Source organism: Hallella seregens ATCC 51272, assembly GCF_000518545.1.
GTDB lineage: Bacteria > Bacteroidota > Bacteroidia > Bacteroidales > Bacteroidaceae > Prevotella > Prevotella seregens.
Map to the genome: position 1 here is coordinate 17125 of NZ_JADU01000015.1, position 23873 is coordinate 40997.

The 23873-nt window shown below is 54.8% G+C and carries 24 protein-coding genes and 1 pseudogene; 15 read left to right on the forward strand and 10 right to left on the reverse strand.

Annotated elements, in window-relative coordinates; genetic code table 11:
* Positions 1–2: 2 nt before the first annotated feature.
* Genes L888_RS0105880 through L888_RS0105890 form a run of 3 tightly spaced genes read left to right on the forward strand, consistent with a single transcriptional unit; the run spans position 3 to position 2193 of the window.
* Positions 3–1325 carry a phenylacetate--CoA ligase family protein gene (locus tag L888_RS0105880; protein ID WP_027952209.1) on the forward strand — a complete coding sequence of 441 codons (1323 nt, stop codon included), beginning with the start codon at positions 3–5 and terminating at the stop codon, positions 1323–1325.
* A 35-nt stretch (positions 1326–1360) separates the two neighbouring features.
* A complete protein-coding gene (locus L888_RS0105885; protein ID WP_027952210.1) occupies positions 1361–1789 on the forward strand; it encodes an amino acid-binding protein in 429 nt (142 codons plus the stop codon).
* Positions 1789–2193, forward strand: coding sequence for a PaaI family thioesterase (locus tag L888_RS0105890; RefSeq protein ID WP_027952211.1), 405 nt, complete (start codon positions 1789–1791; stop codon positions 2191–2193). The genes L888_RS0105885 and L888_RS0105890 overlap by 1 nt, the downstream gene beginning before the upstream one ends.
* A 12-nt stretch (positions 2194–2205) precedes the next feature.
* On the opposite strand, the gene L888_RS0105895 is transcribed toward L888_RS0105890, so the two are convergent.
* Positions 2206–2466: a hypothetical protein gene (locus L888_RS0105895; RefSeq protein WP_015298476.1), complete on the reverse strand. Its 261-nt coding sequence runs from the start codon at positions 2464–2466 to the stop codon at positions 2206–2208.
* Between the two features lie 85 nt (positions 2467–2551).
* On the reverse strand, positions 2552–3487 hold the full coding sequence (locus L888_RS0105900) for an Rpn family recombination-promoting nuclease/putative transposase (RefSeq protein WP_027952212.1): 936 nt from the start codon (positions 3485–3487) through the stop codon (positions 2552–2554).
* A 169-nt stretch (positions 3488–3656) separates the two neighbouring features.
* On the opposite strand from L888_RS0105900, the gene L888_RS0105905 reads away from it, so the two are divergent.
* Both L888_RS0105905 and L888_RS0105910 read left to right on the forward strand, forming a co-directional pair.
* Positions 3657–4478, forward strand: a complete 822-nt coding sequence (locus L888_RS0105905) for a Nif3-like dinuclear metal center hexameric protein (RefSeq protein ID WP_027952213.1) — start codon at positions 3657–3659, stop codon at positions 4476–4478.
* A gap of 26 nt (positions 4479–4504) precedes the next feature.
* Complete coding sequence (locus L888_RS0105910) at positions 4505–5347, forward strand: zinc ribbon domain-containing protein (protein WP_005844455.1); 843 nt, start codon at positions 4505–4507, stop codon at positions 5345–5347.
* Between the two features lie 109 nt (positions 5348–5456).
* On the opposite strand, the gene L888_RS0105915 is transcribed toward L888_RS0105910, so the two are convergent.
* The gene (locus L888_RS0105915; protein ID WP_027952214.1) at positions 5457–6281 is read right to left on the reverse strand and encodes a TerB family tellurite resistance protein; all 825 of its coding nucleotides are present in this window, start codon (positions 6279–6281) and stop codon (positions 5457–5459) included.
* Positions 6282–6409: 128 nt separating this feature from the next.
* Between L888_RS0105915 and L888_RS0105920 the strand changes: the two genes are divergently transcribed.
* A complete protein-coding gene (locus L888_RS0105920) occupies positions 6410–6619 on the forward strand; it encodes a hypothetical protein (RefSeq protein ID WP_027952215.1) in 210 nt (69 codons plus the stop codon).
* A gap of 122 nt (positions 6620–6741) precedes the next feature.
* Here L888_RS0105920 and L888_RS14040 read toward each other — a convergent pair whose 3' ends face one another.
* Positions 6742–7191 carry a type I restriction enzyme HsdR N-terminal domain-containing protein gene (locus tag L888_RS14040; protein WP_075261850.1) on the reverse strand — a complete coding sequence of 150 codons (450 nt, stop codon included), beginning with the start codon at positions 7189–7191 and terminating at the stop codon, positions 6742–6744.
* A gap of 79 nt (positions 7192–7270) precedes the next feature.
* Here L888_RS14040 and holA point away from each other — a divergent pair, with 79 nt between their 5' ends.
* The 5 genes from holA (at position 7271) to L888_RS0105955 (ending at position 13691) form a co-directional block, all read left to right on the forward strand.
* Entirely contained in the window at positions 7271–8299 is a 1029-nt protein-coding gene (gene holA / locus L888_RS0105930) for a DNA polymerase III subunit delta (protein WP_027952217.1), read from the forward strand.
* Between the two features lie 787 nt (positions 8300–9086).
* Positions 9087–9542, forward strand: coding sequence for a helix-turn-helix domain-containing protein (locus tag L888_RS0105940; RefSeq protein WP_027952218.1), 456 nt, complete (start codon positions 9087–9089; stop codon positions 9540–9542).
* A 366-nt stretch (positions 9543–9908) separates the two neighbouring features.
* The gene (locus L888_RS0105945; RefSeq protein ID WP_027952219.1) at positions 9909–10682 is read left to right on the forward strand and encodes a dihydroorotate dehydrogenase electron transfer subunit; all 774 of its coding nucleotides are present in this window, start codon (positions 9909–9911) and stop codon (positions 10680–10682) included.
* Entirely contained in the window at positions 10676–11581 is a 906-nt protein-coding gene (locus tag L888_RS0105950; protein WP_027952220.1) for a dihydroorotate dehydrogenase, read from the forward strand. Before L888_RS0105945 ends, L888_RS0105950 begins: the two co-directional genes overlap by 7 nt.
* Before the next feature lie 43 nt (positions 11582–11624).
* Positions 11625–13691, forward strand: a complete 2067-nt coding sequence (locus L888_RS0105955; protein ID WP_027952221.1) for a glycoside hydrolase family 43 protein — start codon at positions 11625–11627, stop codon at positions 13689–13691.
* A gap of 319 nt (positions 13692–14010) precedes the next feature.
* Here the strand turns inward: L888_RS0105955 and aroC are convergent, their stop codons facing one another.
* The gene (gene aroC / locus L888_RS0105960; RefSeq protein WP_027952222.1) at positions 14011–15087 is read right to left on the reverse strand and encodes a chorismate synthase; all 1077 of its coding nucleotides are present in this window, start codon (positions 15085–15087) and stop codon (positions 14011–14013) included.
* 14 nt (positions 15088–15101) lie between these two features.
* Positions 15102–15770 (reverse strand): FKBP-type peptidyl-prolyl cis-trans isomerase, encoded by a 669-nt coding sequence (locus L888_RS0105965; protein ID WP_027952223.1) that lies wholly within the window; start codon positions 15768–15770, stop codon positions 15102–15104.
* Between the two features lie 320 nt (positions 15771–16090).
* Between L888_RS0105965 and L888_RS0105970 the strand changes: the two genes are divergently transcribed.
* From L888_RS0105970 to L888_RS0105985, 4 genes are all read left to right on the forward strand, one after another.
* Positions 16091–16483: a hypothetical protein gene (locus L888_RS0105970; RefSeq protein WP_005844478.1), complete on the forward strand. Its 393-nt coding sequence runs from the start codon at positions 16091–16093 to the stop codon at positions 16481–16483.
* 389 nt (positions 16484–16872) lie between these two features.
* A complete protein-coding gene (fldA, locus tag L888_RS0105975; protein ID WP_005844480.1) occupies positions 16873–17361 on the forward strand; it encodes a flavodoxin FldA in 489 nt (162 codons plus the stop codon).
* An 84-nt stretch (positions 17362–17445) separates the two neighbouring features.
* Positions 17446–17805, forward strand: a complete 360-nt coding sequence (locus tag L888_RS0105980; RefSeq protein WP_005844482.1) for a DUF2023 family protein — start codon at positions 17446–17448, stop codon at positions 17803–17805.
* Between the two features lie 348 nt (positions 17806–18153).
* The gene (locus L888_RS0105985; protein WP_245594830.1) at positions 18154–20229 is read left to right on the forward strand and encodes a glycoside hydrolase family 20 protein; all 2076 of its coding nucleotides are present in this window, start codon (positions 18154–18156) and stop codon (positions 20227–20229) included.
* Positions 20230–20333: 104 nt separating this feature from the next.
* Here L888_RS0105985 and L888_RS0105990 read toward each other — a convergent pair whose 3' ends face one another.
* The 4 genes and pseudogenes from L888_RS0105990 to L888_RS0106005 form a co-directional block, all read right to left on the reverse strand.
* Entirely contained in the window at positions 20334–20729 is a 396-nt protein-coding gene (locus L888_RS0105990) for a DUF6169 family protein (protein ID WP_084567346.1), read from the reverse strand.
* 104 nt (positions 20730–20833) lie between these two features.
* Positions 20834–21091 (reverse strand): hypothetical protein, encoded by a 258-nt coding sequence (locus L888_RS13445; protein WP_156924988.1) that lies wholly within the window; start codon positions 21089–21091, stop codon positions 20834–20836.
* A gap of 40 nt (positions 21092–21131) precedes the next feature.
* On the reverse strand, positions 21132–22448 hold the full coding sequence (locus tag L888_RS0106000; RefSeq protein WP_015298483.1) for an MFS transporter: 1317 nt from the start codon (positions 22446–22448) through the stop codon (positions 21132–21134).
* A 16-nt stretch (positions 22449–22464) separates the two neighbouring features.
* Positions 22465–23781, reverse strand: a pseudogene (locus L888_RS0106005) (SpoIID/LytB domain-containing protein); the annotation flags it as partial.
* Between the last annotated feature and the right edge of the window lie 92 nt (positions 23782–23873).

Consider the following 23873-nt stretch of genomic DNA (forward strand, 5'->3'; position numbering starts at 1 on the left):
TTATGAACCATTCTCCCTACTTTAACCCCGAGCTGGAGACCATGCCGCGCCCGCAGATAGAGGCCTTGCAGCTGGAACGTCTGCAAAAGACGGTGGCCCGCTGCATGCACTCCCCGTTCTACAAGCAGCGGTTTGCCGAGGCCGACCTCTCGCCCGACGACATCCGGACGCTCGACGACCTGCGCCGCATTCCTTTCACCACCAAGCAGGATCTGCGCGATACCTACCCTTTCGGCATAGCTTCTGTGCCGCTGCGCGACTGCGTGCGCCTGCACTCGTCGAGCGGCACCACGGGCAACCCCACCGTGATACTCCACACCCAACGTGACCTGGACGAGTGGGCCAATGCCGTGGCCCGCTGCCTATGGATGGTGGGAGCGCGCCCCGACGACGTGTTCCAGAACACCTCGGGCTACGGCATGTTCACCGGCGGACTGGGATTCCAGTATGGAGCCGAGCGGCTGGGCATGCTCACCGTGCCCGCTGCAGCCGGCAATACCAAGCGGCAAATCAAGTTTATGACCGACTTTGGCACCACGGTGGTGCACGCCATACCCAGCTATGCCACCCGCATCTACGAGGTGATGCAGCAGGAAGGCGTCGATCCCAGACGCGACACACGGCTCAAAATTCTGGCCATCGGCGCAGAACCCCACAGCGACGAGCAGCGCAAACGTATCGAAGAGATGCTGGGCGTGAAGGCCTACAACTCGTTCGGCATGTCGGAGATGTGCGGGCCGGGCGTGGCTTTCGAGTGTCGGGAGCAGAACGGCATGCACATTTGGGAGGACTATTACTTGGTGGAAATCGTAGATCCGGAGACCCTGGAGCCTGTGCCCGACGGCGAAGTGGGCGAGCTGGTGCTCACTACACTGAACCGCGAGGCCATGCCGTTGCTGCGCTATCGCACGCGCGACCTCACGCGAATCATCCCCGGAACATGCCCCTGCGGCCGCTGCCATCGCCGCATCGACCGCATGAAAGGCCGGTCGGACGACATGATTGTGCTCAAGGGCGTGAACATTTTCCCCATCCAAATCGAGCAGGTTCTCATGCAATTCAGGGAGCTGGGCAGCAACTACCTCATTACGCTCGACACCGAAGAAAGCAACGATGCCATGACGGTGGAGGTGGAATTGGAGCAGGGTTTCACCGACGACTTTGCCGTGTTGCAGCAGCTTACACGCAACATTGCACATGCTTTGCATGACGAGATACTGCTCACGCCTCACGTCAAACTGCTTCCTGCCGGCACGTTGCCCACAAGCGACGGCAAGGCTGTGCGCGTGGTGGACCGCCGGGCATTCCTTGGCGACAGGCGGTAGACTCCGTTTTTCTTAACCCAACAACCCACAGACTCATGGTAAACCAGATTTCAATCTTCATACAAAACAAGGCCGGCACGCTTGAAAAGGTGTTGCGCCTTTTCAAGCAATCACGGATACAGCTCATCACCACCACCGTGGCCGACACGCAGGACTTCGGTATCTGCCGTGTCATCTGCACGGAGCCGCAGCGCGCCTGCCTGGTGCTCAAGGAGGCTGGCATCACTGCTACGCTCACGCAGGTACAAGCAATCAGCCTGGACAACACGCCGGGCATGGCCGCAGATGCACTGGAAATCTTTGCAGCCGACGAGATAGAGATAAACTATCTGTACTCTTTCCTGCTGAAAAACCGGGGCGTACTCATCTTTAAGACCGATAACAAAGAGCGGGCCGACCGGATTATCGCAGAACACCGGCTCACAGCACTCGACGACAAAGACTTGCTGAAACTGGCCGAATGATGGACACCTTGACTTATTTCCAGAGCGACCGTTTTATCAATCACATTGACGCCCGGTTGGTGGAAGCCCATGAGGGATATGCCAAAGCCGTGATGACCGTGGCCGAACACCATCTCAACGGCTATGGAGTGTGTCAGGGCGGTGCCCTGTTCACCCTGGCCGACCTGGCCTTTGCCGCCGCCGTGAACAGCCATGGCATCAGTACACTCACCACGAATGCCAGCATCACGTATGTGAAATCGGCCAGACTTGGCGATCGGCTCACGGCCGAAGGACACGAGGTGGTGAACCACCACAAGATGCCATTTGCCGAAGTTCGTGTGTACAATCAGCACCAGGAGTTGCTCGCTGTCTTCACGGCCAGCGGCTATCGAAAGGAGAAACACGGAGAAAGGAAAGGGTAGATTCCTGGGAATCTACCCTTTCTTTTGCTTCCACCACACTTTCAGCCGCTTCACGCCCTCGACTCCAAGGATGGTGAGACCGGCATACTGGAAGCATTTGGCCAAGCCAAAGAGGATGAACCAAAGCACGCCTTTGGCTACGGCAGAGGTGACAAAGGCCAGCTGGGCAAAGGAGAGGATATAAAAAGGAATGCAGAGCAACAGCGTCATGACACCAGTACGAAAGGACAGCTTGCCGAGATTGCGCCGCGCGGCAACAAGAATAGTCTTCATAAAAAAGAGAAACTCAAATCCATAACATACAAAAAACAATTGCCGCCCCAAGGCTCTGATAGCCGCCATTGTCGCGACGAAAGCATTACAACCGGGCTATCTCCTCTATGGAAAGCCCTGTTCCCTCGGCAATCTGTTCGGCTGGGAGCCCCATGGCCTTGAGCTTGCGAGCCGTTTCCGTCAAGGTTTTGGTTCGGCCTTCAGCCCGCCCTTCAGCGATTCCCTCGGCTCTACCCTCAGCGATTCCCTTGGCTCTACCCTCGGCGATTCCCTCGGCCCGGCCCTCTAATTTACCCTCTCCACGTGCCGTGGTGATATTGTCGCGCAGAATGACTACATTGTCCAAATGACGGTAATAAGCGCGGAGCTCCTCGCGTGTCATGTGATCCAGCTTGAGCTTCTGCCGGGCCTCGTCCAAGCCCGGAGCGTCGGCATCGTCGGGAATCTCGCCTGTATTGAGGAAATAAATCCACTGCTCCAGCGGCACGCGGCTCCAACGGCTGAAGTCGTTTACCTTGAGAATCCAGTACTCGGGATAGAGATCACTCACGGCATCGACGCTGAATTTCTGCTGTTGAAAGGGCGAGAGCCGCAACACTTCGTTGTCGTGAATGCCCCGAAACTCCGTCTTGCCGTGATAAACATAGTCGCTACCTTCGCCAAGTTTGAAGTAAACGATGTTGATGGCATATACTTTACGGATGTTTTCGTAGCCCTGTCCACGGTTAATATACTCGGTGACGAGCTTTGAAGTGCCGAAAAGCATACGCTGGAAATAGGCAAACTCGGTCTCGTTCTGTACCTCAATGAGGTAGAGTGCGCCGCTCTCATCCTCGGCAAGCACGTCCACACGGTTCTGCTTGTCGTCTTCATGCTCCTGGTTGCTCTCGCTCTCCAGCAGCTTTTGAATCTTGATACGCTTGCCCAACAACGTGGTGATGAGTCCTTCGAGCACCCCATAGTTGGCCTTGTCGCGAAGCATACGCTTCATGGCCCAGTCGAATCTGATATAGCTTGCCATAATCTTCGGTCTTTATTCCTCGTGGCAAAAATACGGAAAAATACCCAACGTACCAAGGATTGACTGCTTTTCGGCATACGGAGAGCACGCTAAATTTGGTTAAAAAGCAAGAGTACACCAACTTTTTCGCCCACTTTTCACTATCTTTGCACCCTAAACGTACTTTAGCGTGAAAATAAAAGAAGTGGTGAACGCCCTTGAACGATTCGCGCCTCTGCCCCTGCAGGAAGACTATGATAATGCCGGTCTGCAGCTCGGATTAACAGAAGCGGAAGTCTCAGGGGCTTTATTGTGTCTGGATGTAACCGAGCAAACGGTAGATGAGGCCGTGGCCTTGGGCTGCAATCTCATTGTGTCGCACCATCCTTTGATATTCCACAAACTGCGTCGCATCACGGGCGAGGACTACGTGCAGCGCACCGTGATGAAAGCCATAGAGCATCATGTGGCCATCGTATCCATGCACACCAACATGGACAGTGCCCGCGGCGGGGTGAATTACAGGATTGCACAGAAGCTGGGACTCGGCGATCTGCACTTCTTCGGACGGCAACAATCGGTGCCCATACCGGGTGCGGACGGACAGGAGTCTTCCGAAACGGTGGCTGGAGGAGAAGGCGTTATCGGCCGGTTGGCGGAGCCCATGGCAGCTGATGACTTTATCCTGATGCTGAAGCGGACATTTGATGTAGAATGTGTTTCGGCCAACCAGTTGCTGCGCCGCAGCATCGAACGGGTGGCCCTGTGCGGCGGAGCGGGTTCTTTCCTGCTGCCCCAGGCCATTGCTGCCGGGGCCGACGCCTTTGTTACAGGTGAGATGCACTATCACGAATACTTCGGACATGAGCAGGAAGTGCAGATTGCCGTCATTGGACACTACCAGAGCGAGCAGTTCACCAACGAGGTGTTCCGCGACGTTATTACCGCGGCCTGTCCGGGTGTAACGTGCCACCTGACGCGGACGAACACCAATCCGATTATCTATCTGTAACATTTTAAATCACATACCCACACATTATGACGAAGAAAGAACCCACAGAGCTGTCGGTCGAAGAGAAGCTGAACGCACTCTACCAGCTGCAAACCACGCTGTCGGCCATCGACGAGAAGCGTGCCCTGCGCGGCGAACTGCCCTTGGAAGTACAGGACTTGGAAGATGAAATTGCCGGCCTGAACACAAGACAGAGCAAAATTGAGAACGACATTGCCGACTTTCAGCAGGCCATTGCCCAGAAACGCAACGAGATTGAAACTGCCCAACAGAGCGTGGAGCGCTACAAATCGCAGCTCGACGAGGTGCGCAACAACCGCGAATACGACACGCTAAGCAAGGAGATTGAGTTTCAGAGTCTGGAGATTGAACTCTGCAACAAGAAGATCAAGGAGGCTACTGCCAAGGTGGCCGAACGGCAGGAGGACCTGGCTCAAACCCAAGCTACCATTGCCGATCGTCAGCAGGACTTGGACCACAAGCGCAACGAACTGGCCGAAATCATGCAGGAAACGCGCGAGGAAGAGGAGAAACTGAAAGAACGCGCCAAGGAACTGGAACTGAAAATCGAACCGCGTCTGCTCACGAGCTTCAAGCGCATACGCAAGGGTGCCCGCAACGGACTGGGCATTGTGTACGTGCAACGCGATGCCTGTGGCGGCTGTTTCAACAAGATTCCGCCCCAGCGTCAGCTCGATATCAAGATGCACAAGAAGATTATTGTGTGTGAATATTGTGGTCGTATCCTTATTGACCCGGAACTGGCCGGTGTCAAGACAGAGGCTGCCGTGGAGGAAAAGCCCAAGCGCAAGCGTACCACACGCCGCACCAAAAAGGCAGAAGACGAGGAAACCACCGAAGAGGCATAAGCCTCGCCAAGCAGTTTTACCACATCAATCATTGAAGCCCCATCACGGCCAACAGGCTGTGGCGGGGCTTCAACGTATAAGAAAAAGGAAAAAGAAAGGGCACCTGAAACTACATGCCACGGGCTTTCCACACCGTTTCCTTGGCAGCATTGATTTCCTGAAACTTCCGTTCGGCAGCCAGCCGCACGTCCTCGCCCAAGGAAGCCACCTTGTCGGGATGGTTCTGCAGGGCCAACCGCCGGTAGGCAGCCTTTACCTCAGCGTCCGTTGCCGTGGGAGCCACGCCCAAAACCTTATAGGCAGCGTCAAGATTGGAACCTCCATCATGCAGGTTGAGCATGGAGTCTACGTCGCTATCGGTCAGTCCCAAATACTGGGCACACTCGCGCAGGGCATTCACTTCCTCGCTGACCACCACGCCGTCAGCTTGGGCAATCATCACCAGAAAGTTGAGCAACTGCAGCCGCTGCTCGTAGGTCATGAGCTGGCGTAGCTGCTGGCAGCTGCTGAGCACAGCCGAACGATATTCGGCGTGGCCGAGCATCTTCTGCTGTTCAAAGAGTTTGCGCATCACCTGCTCCCCCTCGGCCACAGCTGTTTCGCCGAAATTGGTGCGCAGCCACTGGCGCACAAGATTCATCTCTGAATGCATCACGCGCCCATCTATACGAATGATATAGGAAGCCAGCACGAGGAGAGAGAAACGAAACGTGTTGCGCACGCCCTCAGTAGTATCGTATCTGCCGGTGCCGAATCCCTGCTGCGAGAAGCCGCTGCGGTGTCCACGCTGGGAGTCGCCGGTGTATTTGTCATCGGCTGTGTCGGTGTCCGAGTCGAAGAGGGCGCCCAGCGCGAAGCCGGCCAATGCGCCCAAGGGACTGCCCGTAGTGATAAAACCAAAGAAACCTCCTATCCATTTGCCTAATTTTGCCATATCTTTCAGTCTTGTTCTAAACGGCAGCAAAGGTAGCGTTTTTCTGTTAAAAAACTGGCTATAGGTCAGCGTTTTGGCAAAAATTCACTAACTTTGCAACACGAATACCAACAAAACAAGCAACCATTATGAATATAGCAATTGCTTTCATAGCTTTCCTCGTTGTAGCCGTGGCCCTTTGGGGTATAGGCGAGTTGAACTACAAGGGCTTCCACTATAAGGAGGACAAGCCTCATCACCCGGATCCTACAGCTCATCAGGACGGTGATTACAAGGAGCTGAACATCCGAGACATCATGCGTGACAACAGCACCAAGGGTTTCGATGCCGTAGGCTGACCCTCCCGTGTCCGTGCGCCCGCAGGACGTATTGCGGCTCTTTCCACCCACACAGCACAAATCCCGCATGCAACCATACATGGTTTCATGCGGGATTTGGCGTTTGGAGAGCGTTCAAAACGTCAGATTTCTTCATATCTCGGAATGTGATCCATAAATAAATATTTTTTATTTGGATAATCCATTCGGCAGCAATGGTGCTGCAAGCCATTGGAGATGATGAGATAGTCTACGTGGAGCAGCAGGTTGTAAGCAGAGACTTGGTCGAACACTTTCTGCGTGAGCTGGACGGTTGGAGCCTTGTATTCAATTATCATGCGCGGCTTCAGGCGGCGATCATAAAGCACACTGTCGGCCCGCAACTGCTTCTGCCCCACTTGCAGACTCACCTCATTGGCCAACAATGTGGCTGGATAACCCAAGTGTTCGATGAGGTAATGCACGAAGCTTTGACGCACCCACTCCTCTGGAGTCAAGGCTACATAGCGCCGACGCAACACGTCGAGAATGCGCGGATGCTCCCGCGAGCCCTGCAATTTTATGTCGAAGAGGGGTAGGTTTAATGGAATCATTTTATTATCTTTGCACGGAAATCTTCTTGGTGCAAAGGTAGCAAATTGCACCGAGAAACAGAAAATACCACTCAGAATTATGCCGGAAAAGAAAACCGCAACCACCTTTGACGCCATCATGCACACGCTCAAGGCTGGCAATTTCTCACCTATTTATATATTGATGGGCGACGAATCTTACTACATCGACCAGATTAGCGACTACATCCAGACCCATGCCTTGAGTCCCGACCAACAAGCCTTCGACCAGACCGTAGTCTTCGGAGCCGATGTCAACGCCGCCCAATTGGCCGACCTGGCCATGCAATACCCGATGATGGCACCGCGCAAAGTCATTATCGTGAAAGAGGCACAAGGCCTGCGTTCGTTCGACAGACTAGAAAAATATTTGGAGAAACCACAATCCAAAACGATTTTGGTGATTTGCTATAAGAACGGAACGCTGAATCGTCGAACCAAGTTTGTATCGATGGCCGAACGTTTGGGGGTGGTGTTTGAGAGCAAGAAACTGCGCGAATGGGAGCTTCCGGCCCACATCCGGGCCTACCTCACCAAGCACCAAGCCACCATTGACGACAAGAGTTCCAGCATGATTGCAGAGCACATCGGCGCCGACATGAACCGGCTGAAATCGGAACTCGACAAGCTGCTACTCTCCTTGCCCGACGGTGACCGGCGGGTAACGGCCGAGCTGGTAGAGCGCAATATCGGCGTAAGCAAGGATTTCAACGCCTTTGAACTACGTCATGCCATCGTAAATCACCATGTTTTCAAGGCCAATCAAATTATTAATTATTTTGACAAGAACCCCAAGGCCGGTTCCATTTATGCGTTTCTCCCGTTGCTCTTCAATTACTTTCAGAATCTCATGATTGCGTTCTACGCGCCCAACAAGGCCGACAAACAAAGCGTCGCCGACTATCTGGAGCTCCGCAGTATTTGGGGTGTCAACGACTATATGACCGGCATGCGGAATTACTCGGGCACGAAAACGTTGGAGATATTAGAGAAAATATGCGAGGTTGATGCCAAAAGCAAGGGGCTGGACAACCCAAATACGAGTGCCGGAGACCTGATGAAAGAGCTTATTTTCTTCATTTTACACTGATTCCTTGACATTTTAACGCATTATTTTCTCTGGAAGAAGCATCCTCAAAGGATGCTTTTTTTGCTTTAACTCCACTGTTTTTCCGTGAGTTAAACCCATTTTACCCCCTTTGAAATTCGCGTATTTCAAAGTTCGTGCATCGTCATTCGCTATAGGCTCAAAATCACAAATAACAGCCTTTTTCCAGAAGCGCGAATTCACCGTTAACGTTTGTTTTAATTCGACAAGCTGAAATTCAAAGTGTCAAATTGAAGATTTTGCAGCTCGTGGTTCAGGTTTTAAAACCAAAAGGCATAATCTTTATCTTCCGTTCAGTTTGTCAAATTCAAGGTTGCAAATCTTGGTTTGTAATTCAAAAACGCAAATCGAATCTTCATGCAATCTTATAATCAAAACACAAATGGCTAAGAATCAGATATTTGAAGTTCTCATTCGTATAAATTCAACAGTATATTGGGCCAAGGTCTGCCCGTTTATTGCATAATCGCATTGTAGTACAACATATAACATTGTATAGTAGCATACATGTCAATCCATTAGCTATTTATGTGTCAGAAACTCTTTGTCTTGATTTGAGCATGCGAATTTGGATTTGCGAATAACGGCTGTACGTCTTGCGATTTCCCGTTATTCCCTGCGCGAATACGGGTTTTTAAACTCGAATTTACACCGTAAAACTTTTGCGATTAACCGTTGGAGATTTCAAATTTTCACTTTACCTTTGCAAATAGAAGCAAAAAACGGCAAAACGGTCTCCCAAGGCTCGCACTGCCACAAAAAGGAGCTTATGAAAGATAGAATCAAGAAAATTATGGAGAGCCAACACATGTCGCAAAAAGTGTTCGCCCAGTTCACCGGAATTTCAGAGGGCTCTCTGAGTGGCGTGTTCAACGGAAGGACCCGCCCCACCATACAGATGGTGGAATCGATCCATTCGCATCTGCCCAACATTTCTGTGGAATGGATGCTGTTTGGAACGGGCCCCATGTACACAGACAGCCTTTCAGTGGCTTCAGGCGAACAGTCACCCGGAACAGATGTCCACCAAGAGGGCCAGCAAAGTCTCCTCTCCCCCTCCCTTTTTGAAGGTCAAAGTGGCGATGCTTATGGCGGTGTCGCCACGACACCCAACCATATTGATAAAACGATAACTAAATATATTGACAAACTGGAACGGCGCATCACCGAGATTCGCATCTTCTACGATGACCAGACTTGGGAGACTTTCACTCCCAAGAGCTAACGGAAAGAGCATGGCACACACCAGAGTCCAGACCTTGGTATTGGGCTCCGGCTTCCTGTTGTTTGGCACCTTATTATATTGGGCTGCGTTTCCGGCTGTCCGTTCTCTAATATCCTGTGGCTTTAGGAATGGTTTCTGGCTACCCGTTCTTCGAGTGCCGATTGTCTTAGCTTCGAGAGGCTGCCGTCTTCAAGCGGAGCGTACGGGCAACGGATGTCCGGCATTTATGATTTCTATGACGGGCACAGATGGGCTGTTGTAGGAGACTTTCGCGTGCAAACACAAACTTTCCACGCCCCCATGTCGCCCCTTCTCTAAAAAATCTCTAACTTTGCAGTGAGCTAACAATCCATCAAAGATAAACCCATGAAGAAATACTGTCTTGACCTGACCGTCAGTTCGACAGAGGCTTTGAGTGCCAAACACGCGCTCATCAGGCTTACCCACGAGGAGCCCCTGCCGGAAATGCAGCCAGGTCAATTTGTTGAAGTACGGGTCGACCACTCGCCCACCACTTTCCTTCGCCGGCCTATTTCCATCAACTGGGCAGACCCCTCGCGCAACGAACTCTGGCTGCTCGTGGCAGCCGTAGGCGAAGGCACACGCCGGCTGACCCGGCTCAAGGCTGGCGACAAGCTCAACTGCCTCCTGCCCCTGGGCCGTGGATTCAGCAGCGCCGACGAGTCGGGGGCACGGCGCGTGCTCCTTGTTGGCGGCGGTGTGGGCGTGGCCCCACTGCTGTATCAGGGCGAACAGATTCGTCAGGCAGGCGGCCGACCCATCTTCCTGCTCGGTGCACGCACGGCCGCCGACCTGCTGGAACTCGACTGGTTCAAGCAGGTGGGGCCTGTCCATATCACCACCGAGGACGGCTCAGCAGGAGAGAAAGGCTTCGTGACCAACCACTCCATCCTGCAGCGTGAGCACTTCGACCTCATCCAAACCTGCGGCCCCAAGCCCATGATGGTGGCGGTGGCACGCTACGCACGCGAGAAAGACATTGCATGCGAAGCCTCGCTGGAGAACCTGATGGCTTGCGGACTGGGGGCCTGTCTGTGCTGTGTGGAAAAGACTACAGAGGGTAATCTCTGCGTGTGCAAGGAGGGCCCGGTGTTTAATATCAAGAGGTTGTTATGGTAGACTTAAGTGTAAAGATAAATCAATTGCGGTTGGCCAATCCCGTGATGACGGCCAGCGGCACCTTCGGCTATGGGCTGGAGTTTCAGGATCTCGTGCCTTTGGAAGAAATAGGAGCCATCATCATGAAAGGCACCACGCTCGAGCCGCGCGAGGGCAACGACTATCCGCGCATGGCCGAAACGGCTTCGGGCATGCTCAACTGCGTGGGGCTGCAGAACAAGGGGGCCGACCACTTCTGCCAATACATCTATCCTCAGATTGCCCATCTGCCCACACCGATGATTGTCAACGTGAGCGGGCACTCGCCCGAGAGCTATGCAGCCTGTGCGGCCCGGATAGGCACACTGGAGCATATCCCGGCCATCGAGCTGAATATCTCGTGTCCTAACGTGAAGGATGGCGGCATGGCTTTCGGTGTTACCTGCGAAGGAGCGGCCAGCGTGGTGCGTGCCGTGCGGAAGGTTTACCACAAGACGCTCATCGTGAAGCTCTCCCCCAACGTGACAAGCATTGCCGACATTGCCCGTTCCTGCGAGGCAGAGGGAGCCGATGCCGTGTCGCTCATCAACACGCTCATGGGCATGGCCATCGACATTGAACGGCGGCAGCCCAAGCTCAGCATCCGCACGGGCGGCCTCAGCGGCCCTGCCGTGAAGCCCATAGCCGTGCGCATGGTGTGGGATGTGGCCCATGCGGTAAAGATTCCCGTCGTGGGACTGGGCGGCATTATGACCGCCGAGGATGCCATCGAGTTCATGATGGCGGGGGCAACAGCCATTGAAATAGGCACCGCCAACTTCATCGACCCGGCCGTTACCGTAAAAGTGAAGAACGGAATGGCCGACTGGCTCGAAAGCCACGGCTGCCGGAGCGTCACCGAAATCATAGGCACCGTGTAGTCTGCCTCCACCTTATTATATATAAGAACACTAAAAACTATCCATGAAAAAAGCAAATCTCCTCCTCTACTTGCTGCTGGCGGCACCGCTGGCAGCAGCTCCTGTCCTTGCCAAGACCAAGTCCTCCGCCCGTCCCATCGCCGGCGAGAAAGGCATGGGGGCCTATCTTATGGTGTATCACAAGGATGCCACGTCGAGCCTCTATATGGCAACCAGTCGTGACGGACACACGTTTACCGACGTGAACGACGGCCGCCCCATCCTCGACGGCGACACCATCGCCGCCCAGCACGGCGTGCGCGACCCACACATCTACCGCGGCCCCGACGGCTGCTACTACATGGTGGCCACCGATCTGCACGTAGACGGCAAGGCCAAGGGCTTCCGCACCACCCAGTGGGAGCGCGACGACAAGTATGGTTGGGGCAACAATCGCGGCATCGTGCTCATGAAGTCGCGCGACCTCATCCACTGGACCCACCGCGAAGTGTTCATCAACGAGCGGTTCCCCGAACGCTTCGGCGACATGGGTTGTGCCTGGGCTCCCCAGACCATTTACGACCCAACAACGGGCCGTATGATGATCTACCTCACCATTCGCGCCACTCCCGACGGCAAGACACGCTGTTACTACACCTACGCCAACAGCAGTTTCGACGACCTGGAGACCGAGCCACAGCTGCTCTTCGACTATCCCGACCCCAACATCCAAGTGCTCGATGCCGACATCACACCCATACCCGACGGCCGCTTCTTCATGACCTATGTGGCCCAGGAACAGCCCGGCGGCATACGCTACATGATTTCCGACCGCGTGAACAGCGGCTACCAGTACACCGAGGGACAGATAGACAACGAGAAACGGGGCTGCGAGGCCCCACAGATATACAAGCTCATCGGCCAGGACAAGTGGGTGATGATGTACGACGTCTACAGTCTCCGCCCACACAATTTCGGTTTCATGGAGACCTCAGACTTCAAAACCTTCACCCCATTGGGCTATTTTGGCAAAAACCAGGGCACCATGCGCCACACCAATTTCCAAGAGCAGAAGCACGGTGCCGTGTGCCAAATCTCCGAGAAAGAGGCACGGCGGCTGGAGCAATACTGGGCCGACCAACAGGCCCGACAGGGAAAAAAGATGGGGGCTTACCTGATGGTGTACCACAAAGATGCCGACCACGGCATCCACTTTGCCCTGAGCCGAGACGGCTACAGCTTCACCGCACTCAACGAAGATAGGCCTGTTGTCAAGGGCGACACCATAGCAAGGCAGCGCGGCGTACGCGATCCGCACATCTATCGAGACGCTGAAGGCAACTTCTACCTGGCCGCCACCGACCTGCATATCTATGCCCAACGCGAGGGTTTGCGCAGTACAGAGTGGGAGCGTCCCGGCGAAAAGTACGGCTGGGGCAACAACCGAGCCCTCGTGCTCATGAAGTCGCGCGACCTCATCCACTGGGCCCACACCTCTGTTTGCCTGGACTCCCTCGACGCCTCGCTGCGCGAAATAGGCTGCGCCTGGGCCCCCGAGACGGCTTATGACACCGAGACCCACCGCCTCATGGTCTACTTCACGATGCGCCAAGGCACGGGCCAGGCCAGCCTTTACTACGCCTACGTGAACCCCGACTTCAACCGCTTCACCTCGCTGCCCAAGCCCCTCTTCACCTATCCCAAGCCCGGCATCACCGCCATCGACGGCGACATCTGCTGGGGCAACGGGCAATATCATCTGTTCTATGTGGCTCACGACGGCACGCCCGGCATCAAACAGGCCACGAGCAGCAGCATCACCGGCCCCTGGACCTACGACGATCGGTTCTGCGATGAGGAGAGCGTCAGCTGCGAAGCACCCCATGTGTACAAGCTCATCGGGCAGAAAAAGTGGATGCTCATGACCGACGTCTATGGTCAAAAGAAGCACAACTTCGGCTTCTACGCCACCACAGACTTCAGCCATTTCACCAATCTCGGACACTTTGGCGATGCCGGAAGCCCCATGCGCCACACCAATTTTGAGGAACAGAAGCACGGCGCCGTTTGCTGGCTCACCCAAGAGGAGGCCCGTCGTCTGGAGCAATACTGGAAGAAGAATCGCCGCTAAGCACTGTGTACCACAGCTACGTTTGGGCCGGTCTGCCGTTTGGGCAGACCGGCCCAAACTGTTTCCAGTCCGCCACAACCGGCTGCTCGCAGTCCCGGCAAGCACTGCCGGCCTTTCCGCAAGCCGCCAACGGGACATGGAAATACAAAAAGTGGGAGCTGTGCAGAGACAGCCCCCAACCAACACAAAAACTAAACTAGACTTAACTAAACCGATTCAGGGTTTTCGCAAATCCCTCTTCGGTGACATTGCAAATATACGATATTATTCCGAAAACCCGTGTTTAAATACGTTAAATTATTGGGCTCATCCAAAAATATCACATTCGTGTAGTCTTGTTCAGCAGGTAATGGTCCAGAATGACCATGGCCGCCATGGCCTCCACCACCGGTACGGCACGCGGCAACACGCAGGGGTCATGGCGGCCACGCGCGTCGAGCATCGTGGGGCGGCCCTGCAAATCCACCGTGTGCTGCGGCTGCAGGATGGTGGCCACAGGCTTGAAAGCCACACGGAAATAAATGTCCTGCCCGTTGCTGATGCCGCCCTGGATGCCGCCACTGTGGTTGGTCCGAGTGGTGATGTGCCCGTCGCGGCTCTCGAACACATCGTTCTGCTCGCTTCCACGAGCCGTCACACCGGCAAATCCCTCACCGTATTCAAAACCCTTCACGGCATTCATGCTCAGCATAGCCGCCCCCAGCTGGGCGTGCAGCTTGCCAAATTCGGGCTCGCCCAAGCCCACCGGGCACCCCTGAATCACGCACCCAATGATGCCGCCAATGGTGTCGCCCGCCTCTTTCACCCGGAGGATGAGCTCTTCCATCTGCCGTGCTTTCTCCGCATCGGGACAGCGCACGATGTTGCCTTCTGCCTGTGTCAGGTCGTAGTGGCGGTAGCCGCGCTCCAGCGCAACGGGCCCCACCTGGGCCGTATAGGCCGTCACCGTGACGCCCAAACGGCGCAGGGCCAGGCGCGCCAACGCACCGCCCACACACCGGCTGATGGTGATGCGTGCCGACGAGCGGCCACCCCCGCGATGGTCGCGCAGGCCATACTTCTGGAAATAAGTATAGTCTGCATGTGAGGGCCGGAAGAGTTGGCGCATGTTGTCATAGTCTTTGGAATGCTGATTACGGTTGTGCACCACGAAGCCGATGGGAGCGCCGGTGGACCTCCCCTCGAACACACCACTGAGCAGTTCCACCCGGTCGGGCTCGTTGCGCGAGGTGGTCACCCGGCTCTGGCCGGGCCGCCGCCTGTCCAGTTCGTGCTGAATGTAGTCCAAATCTATCTCCACGCCGGCCGGCATGCCGTCGACCACGCCGCCCACGGCCGCCCCATGGCTCTCGCCAAAGGTGGTCAGCGTGAACACATTTCCAAACGTATTTCTCATGATTTGCCCCTTTGTCAGTCGTCGTGCCTGTGCTTTCCGCAGCATTCCCCCTCGCCGTGGTGACGGCAGTGATGGCCCTCGCCATGGCCTTCATGGTCATGATGGCCGCAGCAGCCCTCGTGATGGCCGCAGCCCTCGCCGTCGTGACCGCAGCCACCATGGCCTCCGCAGCAGCAGCCCTCGCCGTGGCCCGCGCTGCTGCTCACGAAAGCGGCCACCTCCTCATTGGTGGCCTCACAGCTCTCCAATATCTTGCCGCAGAAGTTCAAACGGCGGCCGGCCAGCGGATGGTTCAGGTCTATCGTCACCTTGTCGGCCGTGAGCTTCACCACCCTGCCGTTGAAACGGTTGCCAGCCTCGTTCTGCAGCGGCACGATGGCGTCGGGATAGATGTGCTCCTCGTCGAAATGGCCGTCCACAAAGAAGATTTCACGGTCGAGCTCAAGCACGCGCTCCTCCTCGTGCCGACCGTAGGCCTGCTCGGGCGCAAGGATGAAATCGAACGTCTCGCCGACCGCCAGGCCTGCCACCTGCTCCTCGAAGGCCTCCAGCAGGAAGCCCATTCCGCTGACGAAGCGGAAAGGGCGGTCGGCCGTGGTTTCCTCGATGAGCATGCGCCCGCCGTCGGTTACGTCGTAGAGTTGGTAATAAGCGTCGATGTACTTGTTGGGTTTCTTGTCCATATTCCTTTTTCTATTGTTATATACCTTATTATATAGCGCCCTACATGAGACGGTGATGCAAAGATAGTGCTTTTTTCCCACAATCGCGGCCACCGCCCCACAATTGTTGCTCTGCCGTCTCCAAACGCCGGCTGTACGGCTCGGTTTGACCTATATCAAAATTTACAGCTGTTTCCGCACACAGACTATCAGATTGCTTGCAACGTGCCGCGAAAAGCATTAACTTTGCAAAAGAAATCGTGAGGATTTCGTTAGGATAACATGTTTAACGGCTGGCACACCCCGCACGACGGAGCGGCCGGCCCTCAAAAGGTAAAAAGATGAAAAAGATTGTATTGACAATGGTAGCTATGCTAAGTATGACCATGGCCTTTGCAGGCAATAACGAGAAAGACGCCAACAAGTCGGTGAATGCAGCCCAGGCCGTTGCCGTGGCTGCTCCCAACTATGACATGACGGTGAACTACCGTGTTCTGGGCACAACCCTCGGGCTCGACGACTATCAGATGGAGGCCGTACAGATTGTCCACAACAACTTCGTGCGCGACATGGACAAGGCCGCCCAGGCCGATGCCGCCCAGCGCAAGGAGCTGGTCAAGGCCGCCGCAGCCCGCGAACTGCAGTACATGGGCTACGTGCTCAACGACAAGCAGTACAGCAAGTTCAACACCCTGCTCAACCTTACACTGAGCAACCGCGGCCTGTTGGACTAAGCCAACAGCGGCTTCCAACGCAGAATAGGATATGCAGATTCCCGCCGGGAGTCTGCATATTTGCGTTTGGGGCGCACGCCCCATGCAGCCCTGCACTCGCCGTCCGTGGGGAAACGCTGCGCGATTCCACCGCCAACGCCGTGCGATTACGCCGTCGTCGCTGCGCGATTACACCGTCATCGCCACGCGATTTCACCGCTAACACAACGCCGTTTCGCCGCCGCCGAACCATCAACTCCCCGTCATGGCCCCACGGCCCCGCAGCCCTCGGGCCGTCACCATTTGTAGGTATTTCGGCGAAACCCTTATTTTTAGGTATTGCACGATATGGAAAAACCGCTTATCTTTGCAACCGTAAACATCAAAAGACGAATAAAAAGCAAACAGAAATGAGTAAGACGATTGTAGTATATGGCTCTACAACCGGCACCTGCGAGAGCATCGCGCAGACCCTGGGCGACAAGCTGGGTGCCGAAGTCATCAATGTAACCGACCTGACCGCCGACAAACTGGAGGCCGCCGACCACATTCTGCTGGGCACTTCCACTTGGGGTGCCGGCGAATTGCAGGACGACTGGTACGACGGTGTGAACGTGGTGAAAGGTGCAAACCTCGCCGGAAAGCAGGTGGCTATCTTCGGATGCGGCGACTCTGCCTCCTATTCCGACACGTTCTGCGCCGGCATGAAAGAGCTCAGCGACGCTGCCGAGGCTGCCGGTGCAACCGTTGTGGGTGCCGTGTCGACCGACGGCTACACCTACGACGACTCCGACGCCGTGGTAGATGGCAAGTTTGTTGGCTTGGCCCTCGACGACGTGAACGAAGACGACAAGACCGCCGGGCGCATAGATGCCTGGGTGGCTGCACTCGGATTCTAAACCGCAAGGTATCGACAACAAGGAAACACCCCTATTCCTCACCCCTACCCTTATTTGCATTTAGACCGACAAATACACAGCCTTATGTCTGATGTGCCCATAGAGATGAAGGTTCTCATGAACCACATCTACGAATACCAGAAAGGTGTGCGCCAGATGGTGCTCTACACTTTCAACCGTCGCTATGCCGATTTTGCCATCAAGCGGCTGGAACATCAGAACATTGGCTACATCGTCCAACCCGCCGGGGCCGACACCATCAACCTCTTCTTTGGCCGCCAGGAGTGCCTGGATGCCATCCGGCTTGTAGTCAACAAGTCGCTCAGCGAGCTCTCGCCCGAAGAGGATTTCATGCTGGGTGCCCTGCTCGGATACGACATTCGCATGCAGTGCGAGCGCTATTGCCAGCGCAAGAGCCGCTCCTGCCACTGCTCCGGCTGCTGAGAAGCACCCATTCTAAGCACATATCACAATACCATAAATTACATCTTGTTCGCTATAAAATAGAAATTCATAATGTTTTTGTATAGTATGTATTAGGCTGGCTGTGAAGTCAGCCTTTTATCTTTTTGCCGTCTTTGCCGGCGCTCTGCCCTGCGGAGAGAGCCGCGAAAGGGGGCGGAGAGCTGCGGAACAGGCTGGGCACGGCTCGAAAAACATGCGTATAAATTTGCCCATGTCTCGGTTTATCCGTATTTTTGCAACCGTACAACTGTGGAAAAGGCATGTGCCGGTCGATTACGACACATGGGAAAGACACTTGTTTCCACAGGCAATCCATTCAGAAAAATCATGATGAAACAAAACCGTTCGTTTCTTGTCGGCCTTGTCTGCTGTGTGTGTCTGGGCCTGACGCCAAGTGAAACCAAGGCACAGCAACTGCTTCCCTTGCCCAACCAGCTCGTTTACGGCTCGGGAAAATTCCGTATTCACGAGCAAACAGGCGTTTATACCAACCTGGAGTCGTCCCAAGACCGCCGGCTGACCAAAACGGCAAGCGGGCTGTTGGGCATGAATCTGACAAGCAGTGAGGGGAAGAAGAAGAAAGGTCAGCTCCGCCTGTTGCTCACGAATCCGGCGGCCGACCCGGAGCAAGTGCCGTTCGACAGACGGCTTCAAGGCTATACGCTGGATGCGACGAAAGAGGGCGTCACCATCAAGTCGCGTTCCGAGGCGGGCCTTTATTATGGTCTCCAGACCTTGCGGGGGCTGCTCACGGGGGGCGAGGTGCCGTTCGTGCATGTTGAAGACACCCCTCGTTTCGCTTACAGAGGCTTTATGCTCGACTGTTCGCGCCATTTCTGGACGGTGGATTTCATCAAGAAGCAAATCGAAATGATGGCTCGCCTGAAGCTGAACCGCCTCCATCTGCACCTGACCGACGCCGCCGGATGGCGCATGGAGCTCAAGCATTACCCCGAGCTCACACAGAAAACAGCCTACCGCACCCACTCCCATTGGGACAAATGGTGGAGCAGCGGCGACCGGCGCTACTGCGAGGCGGACGCCGCCGGGGCGTATGGCGGCTATTATACGCAGGATGATCTGCGCGAGATCGTAAGCTATGCGGCCCTGCACCACATCACCGTGATACCCGAAATAGACATGCCCGGCCACAGCGAGGAAGTGACGTTTGCCCTGCCCCAGCTGTCCTGCGACGGCAAAGTGTACTCCGATCTGTGCATCGGCACCGAAGAAACGTTTCGGTTTGCAGAGAACGTGCTCCGCGAAGTGATGGACATATTCCCTTCCAAATATATTCATATCGGCGGAGACGAGGCGGCAGCAGAACATTGGAAGACGTGCAAGCGTTGCCTGCAGCGCATGCAAGACCATCATCTGAACGACGTGTCGCAGCTGCAAGCCTATATGATGAAGCGCATCAATGCCTTTCTTCAGGCGCACGGGCGCAGTCTCATCGGATGGGATGAAATGATAGACGGCGGGCTTCCGCAGGGTTCCACCGTCATGGCATGGCGTAGTATCGACAAGGGTGTAGAGGCCATCAAGGCCGGGCACCATGTTATTATGAGTCCGGCAGACTGGTGTTACCTCAATTTCTATCAAGACAACCCCTTTACCCAACCGGAAGCCATGGGCGGATACACCCCCTTGAAAGTCACCTATGCCTTAGAGCCCGTGCCTGAAGCATTGGCCGACAGTGCTGAAATCAGCCTGATCGACGGCGTTCAGGGCAATCTGTGGACAGAATATATAGAGCATGCCGACCGTGTGGAATACATGGCATACCCCCGGCTGATGGCCATTGCCGAGATAGGATGGAACGGCGGAGCGAAAGACTATGCCGCCTTCAGAGAGCGGGCACAGGCCCTGGCCGACCAAATGCGCACGGCCGGTTATCATCCTTTCGACTTGCACCACGAGAGTGGGCCGCGCAAGGAGAGCCTTACCGGCGTGTCTCATGCCGCCATAGGCAAGAAAGTAACCTATCTCTCGCCCTACTCAGAGAAATATGCTGCGGCCGGCGATGCCACCCTCACCAACGGGAAGCAGGGCGACTGGAGCCATAAAGACGGCCAGTGGCAAGGCTTCATTGCCGACAAAAAGATGGATGTGGTCGTCGACATGGGGCAGGAAACGGAGCTGATCGACATATCCGCCGATTTTATGCAGTTCGCTGAACTTTGGATATTCCAGCCTTGCGAGCTTACGATCTCCGTGTCTTCCGACGGCAAGAACTATACGCCCATCGATCATCGCCCGTCTATCAAAGACGAGGATAAGCTCAGCATCCGCACTTATCAGTGGCGAGGGCATGCCAAGGGACGCTACATACGCTACGAGGCCAGAACCGACAGGGACGGCGGATGGCTCTTCACCGATGAGATTGTAGTAAACAAACAGTAAGCGGCGACATTTGCAGGTATGCCGCAAGGCACGGTTGAGGCTGTAGTTGTGGCAGGAGAAAAGAGAAAGTAACCGAATGATTGGGGGACATTGCATATACCCCGTCATTCGGGTTTTTCGCTTAAATACTTTACAGTATTTGTAAATTCACTGATAATGTCCGTGATATAGGGATTGTCATTCCGCAGAATTATGGTTGCGAAATTGACGATTCCGTCCTCATCTACAATGGAGGTGGAAAGAAATGTAAACCATAGCTTCCTTTCGTAATGTGCAAACCAATACTCAAACAACCTGCTTCTCATGGATTGTTTGTCGTCTCCGGTTTCGCAAATATACAATAAAGTTTCATTGTTTCTAATGAAAAAGTCCTCGACAATGGCAATGATTGTGTCTTTGACTTTAAGGTCTCGGGGTGATTTCTTGTTATTGGCATTGATGATGACAAGCTGATAAGCCTTGAAGCTCATGGAAATATCATCGGCTTCAAAACCCACCATATAGCGCACTCCATAATCTGTGAAGAACGTAACAAATCCCTCACTCCGCGTCGGTTGAACGTTATACGGAGCCTTTGCGTTGATACTTGCTGTCGAAAGAGGTATTACAATACTGAAATATATCTGGCCTTTAGTCCTGTTTCTTTCTCGTATTGTTCTTTCAGTTCCTTTGACATTCTATCCACACATTCCTGTTTTTTGCGCTTGGCAGCCATAAAGCGAGCCATAGCCACCTCCTTTGTCATCTTTACTTCTTCCATACGTTTCCTTTCTTCTTGCCAATCATTTTCTGTGCAAATATAGCCCTTTGTTTCCATATCGGCAAGAGAAAAAACGGAAAAACACCAAAAGAGCATGCTCAAAATGGTGTTTTTCGTTGAAAGATGAAAAGGCAGTGGCAGCTCAATTCTCCTCCTTGCTCTTGCCGAAAGCCGGGTCTATCTTGAGAAAAGCCGTTACGAGCACCATCACAATGCAGCTTACGAGTGTGAAGATGAAGAAGTGGCGATAGCCCATCTGCTCCTGCAACGTGCCGGCCAGAACGCCCGGCAGCATCATCGAGAGGAACATCATGGCCGATGCCAATGCGTAATGACTGGTCTTGAACTCACCGCGACTATAATAAATAAGGTATAGCATATAGGCCGTGAGGCCGAAGCCATAGCCAAACTGTTCGACAAAAACACAGGCGTTGACCACGAGCAGGCTGGAAGGCAGTGTGTAGCTGAGGAATACATAGACCACTTCGGGCAGCATGAAAGCGAAGACCATGGGCCACAGCCAACGGCGCAAACCGTCACGGCTGGCCACCACTCCGCCCAGGATGCCACCCAAGGCAATACCGATAATACCCACTGTTCCCTGCACAAGTCCGTACTCCTGGGGCGAAAGTCCCAGCCCGCCGTTGTGCCCGGCATCTATCAGAAACAGCTCGGACACCTTGGAAAGCAACCCCTCGGGCATGCGGAAAAAGAGGATGAAAAGCACGGCATACACCACCTGCGGCTTGGTAAAGAACGAACGGAAAGTGTCCAGAAACCCACTCCAAATGGTACGGGCGTTGATGTAACTACGGCGCACGTCCTCGCGTGCATAAGGCAGGGCATGGCTGTGCCACAGCCATAGGGCCAGAAACAATCCGGTGACGCCATAGAACATCAGGCTCCATGAATAGGAGATGCTGTTGCGAAAGATGACCTGCAGGTTGCCGGCAATCATCACGAGAATGCCTTGTCCGAAGATGGTGGCCAAGCGGTCGAAAAGCGTGCGGATGCCCATGAATCCTGCTTGCTGGTGGCCATTGAGACCGAGCATGTAGAAACCGTCGGCCGCCACGCAGTGAGAGGCGCCGGCAAAGGCCATGAGCCAGAAGAAGAAGAGCGACCCTTGCAGCCACAACGAGGTGGGAATGGTAAAGGCAATGCCGCCAAAAGCTGCTCCGATAAGCACCTCCATGGCCAGAATCCACGTGCGCTTGGTCTTGACAAGATCGATAAACGGACTCCACACGGGCTTCAACACCCACGGCAAGTAGAGCCAGGAGGTATAGAAAGTAATGGCCGCATTGCTCAGTCCGAGCTGCTTGTAGAGAATGACGGAGATGGTCATCACGGCCACAGAGGGCAGACTGTCGCTAAAGGTGAGCGAGGGAACCCACAGCCACGGCGAGCGGCTGGGGCTGCCCGGAGTGTGGCGAGGTGGTTGAGGTGTTGGTTTCATAAAAGGGTTATACTGTCTAATTGTATATTCTGGTGATGTTGGCACCAGGATAATAGTGGGTTAGAATCTGGTCGTAGCCATAGCCTTTCTCTCCCATCATGGCCGCGCCAATCTGGCAAAGTCCCACGCCATGGCCCCACCCTGCCCCTGTAAGCTCGAAGCGGGCGGGCACTCCGGTGGCGGCATCTACCTCCAGCTTGTCTACGACAAAGGCCGAACTGTAGAGGTGGGTGTCGCTTAACGCACGCCGAATCTCCAGTTCCTTGCCTATGGTGAAAGTGCGGTCGGTACCCATTATCCTGAGTTGGGAGATGCGGCCACTGCGGCCACGCTCCACGGGAACGAGGTCGAGAATGGCGCCAAAGTCCATATTGAGGCGGCTACAAAGTAGCCGGGAAAGTTCTTTTTGTGTGTAGCCGACGTGCCAACGATAGAAATCGGTGGTCTCTTGGTCGTAGTCGTTGAGCACCTGTGAGAGCACATGGTGGTCGGATGTGTTGCAGAAGCTGCGGGGAGCAGACCGTATCCAGCGATCGGCATTGGCTTCAACGGTGAGGTCGGGCAGCCGGTCGGGACTGTCAGTGTCGGCCACAGCCTGTAGATAAGACTTGGGCACGTCTTCCCAGCAATACTGAAACTCCTCCGTGGCACCGCCGCAGCATTTGGAAAACCGTGCGTCGCATATCCCGCCCTCCGACGTGAGGATACGGCCACGTGTCTGTCGGACGGCCTCGGTCACGTGCGGACTGGTCCTCCGCGTGATGCCCTGGTATCGCTGGCAATGGTCGTCTGCACAGACGTCGAAGATGGCATGGTCTTCACGATCGTACCATCTGATGAGGGCATCCTCCGTTTTTACAAAAGAGAAAGGGCGGCTGTCGCTCTCCTGTTCCTGCCGGCGTTTCTCCATCTGGGCCAGCAGCCACGATCTCGAAATCACAGCGTGGGCCTTGAGCAACTCCAAGCTCGACGTGCCGCTCATCTCACTTGAGATGACGCTCTCCAGATAATGCTCCACGGTCAACTCGTTGATAGCACATACCTTGCCCTCATCCACGACAAAGCGCAAGGCCCCCAGAAACGTCTGGGTCTCCTTGCGCTCCCAATGAAAATCGATGCCAATGGTGACATTGCGAAGCGAGAACGATGCGCCGCTTCCTCCGGGCCGAAAAGCCAGCTCGCGGTAGAGGTTGCCATGCCAGCGGATTCCGCCCTCGGCAAACTCCACCTCCTGCTCGCCCGTTACAGTGTCGCCCTTGGCCTCGTAAGGGGCATTCAGTGCAAAACAAATCTTCTCACCACTGACGATGCCCACGGCCACCTGGGGCTCACGCCCCTGAAAAAAACGGGGCAGAGCAGGCTTTCCTGCCGGCTGCTGCTTCGTTCTGTTTTTCTTTTCTATCATGTTCCGTTCACAATGGGCGT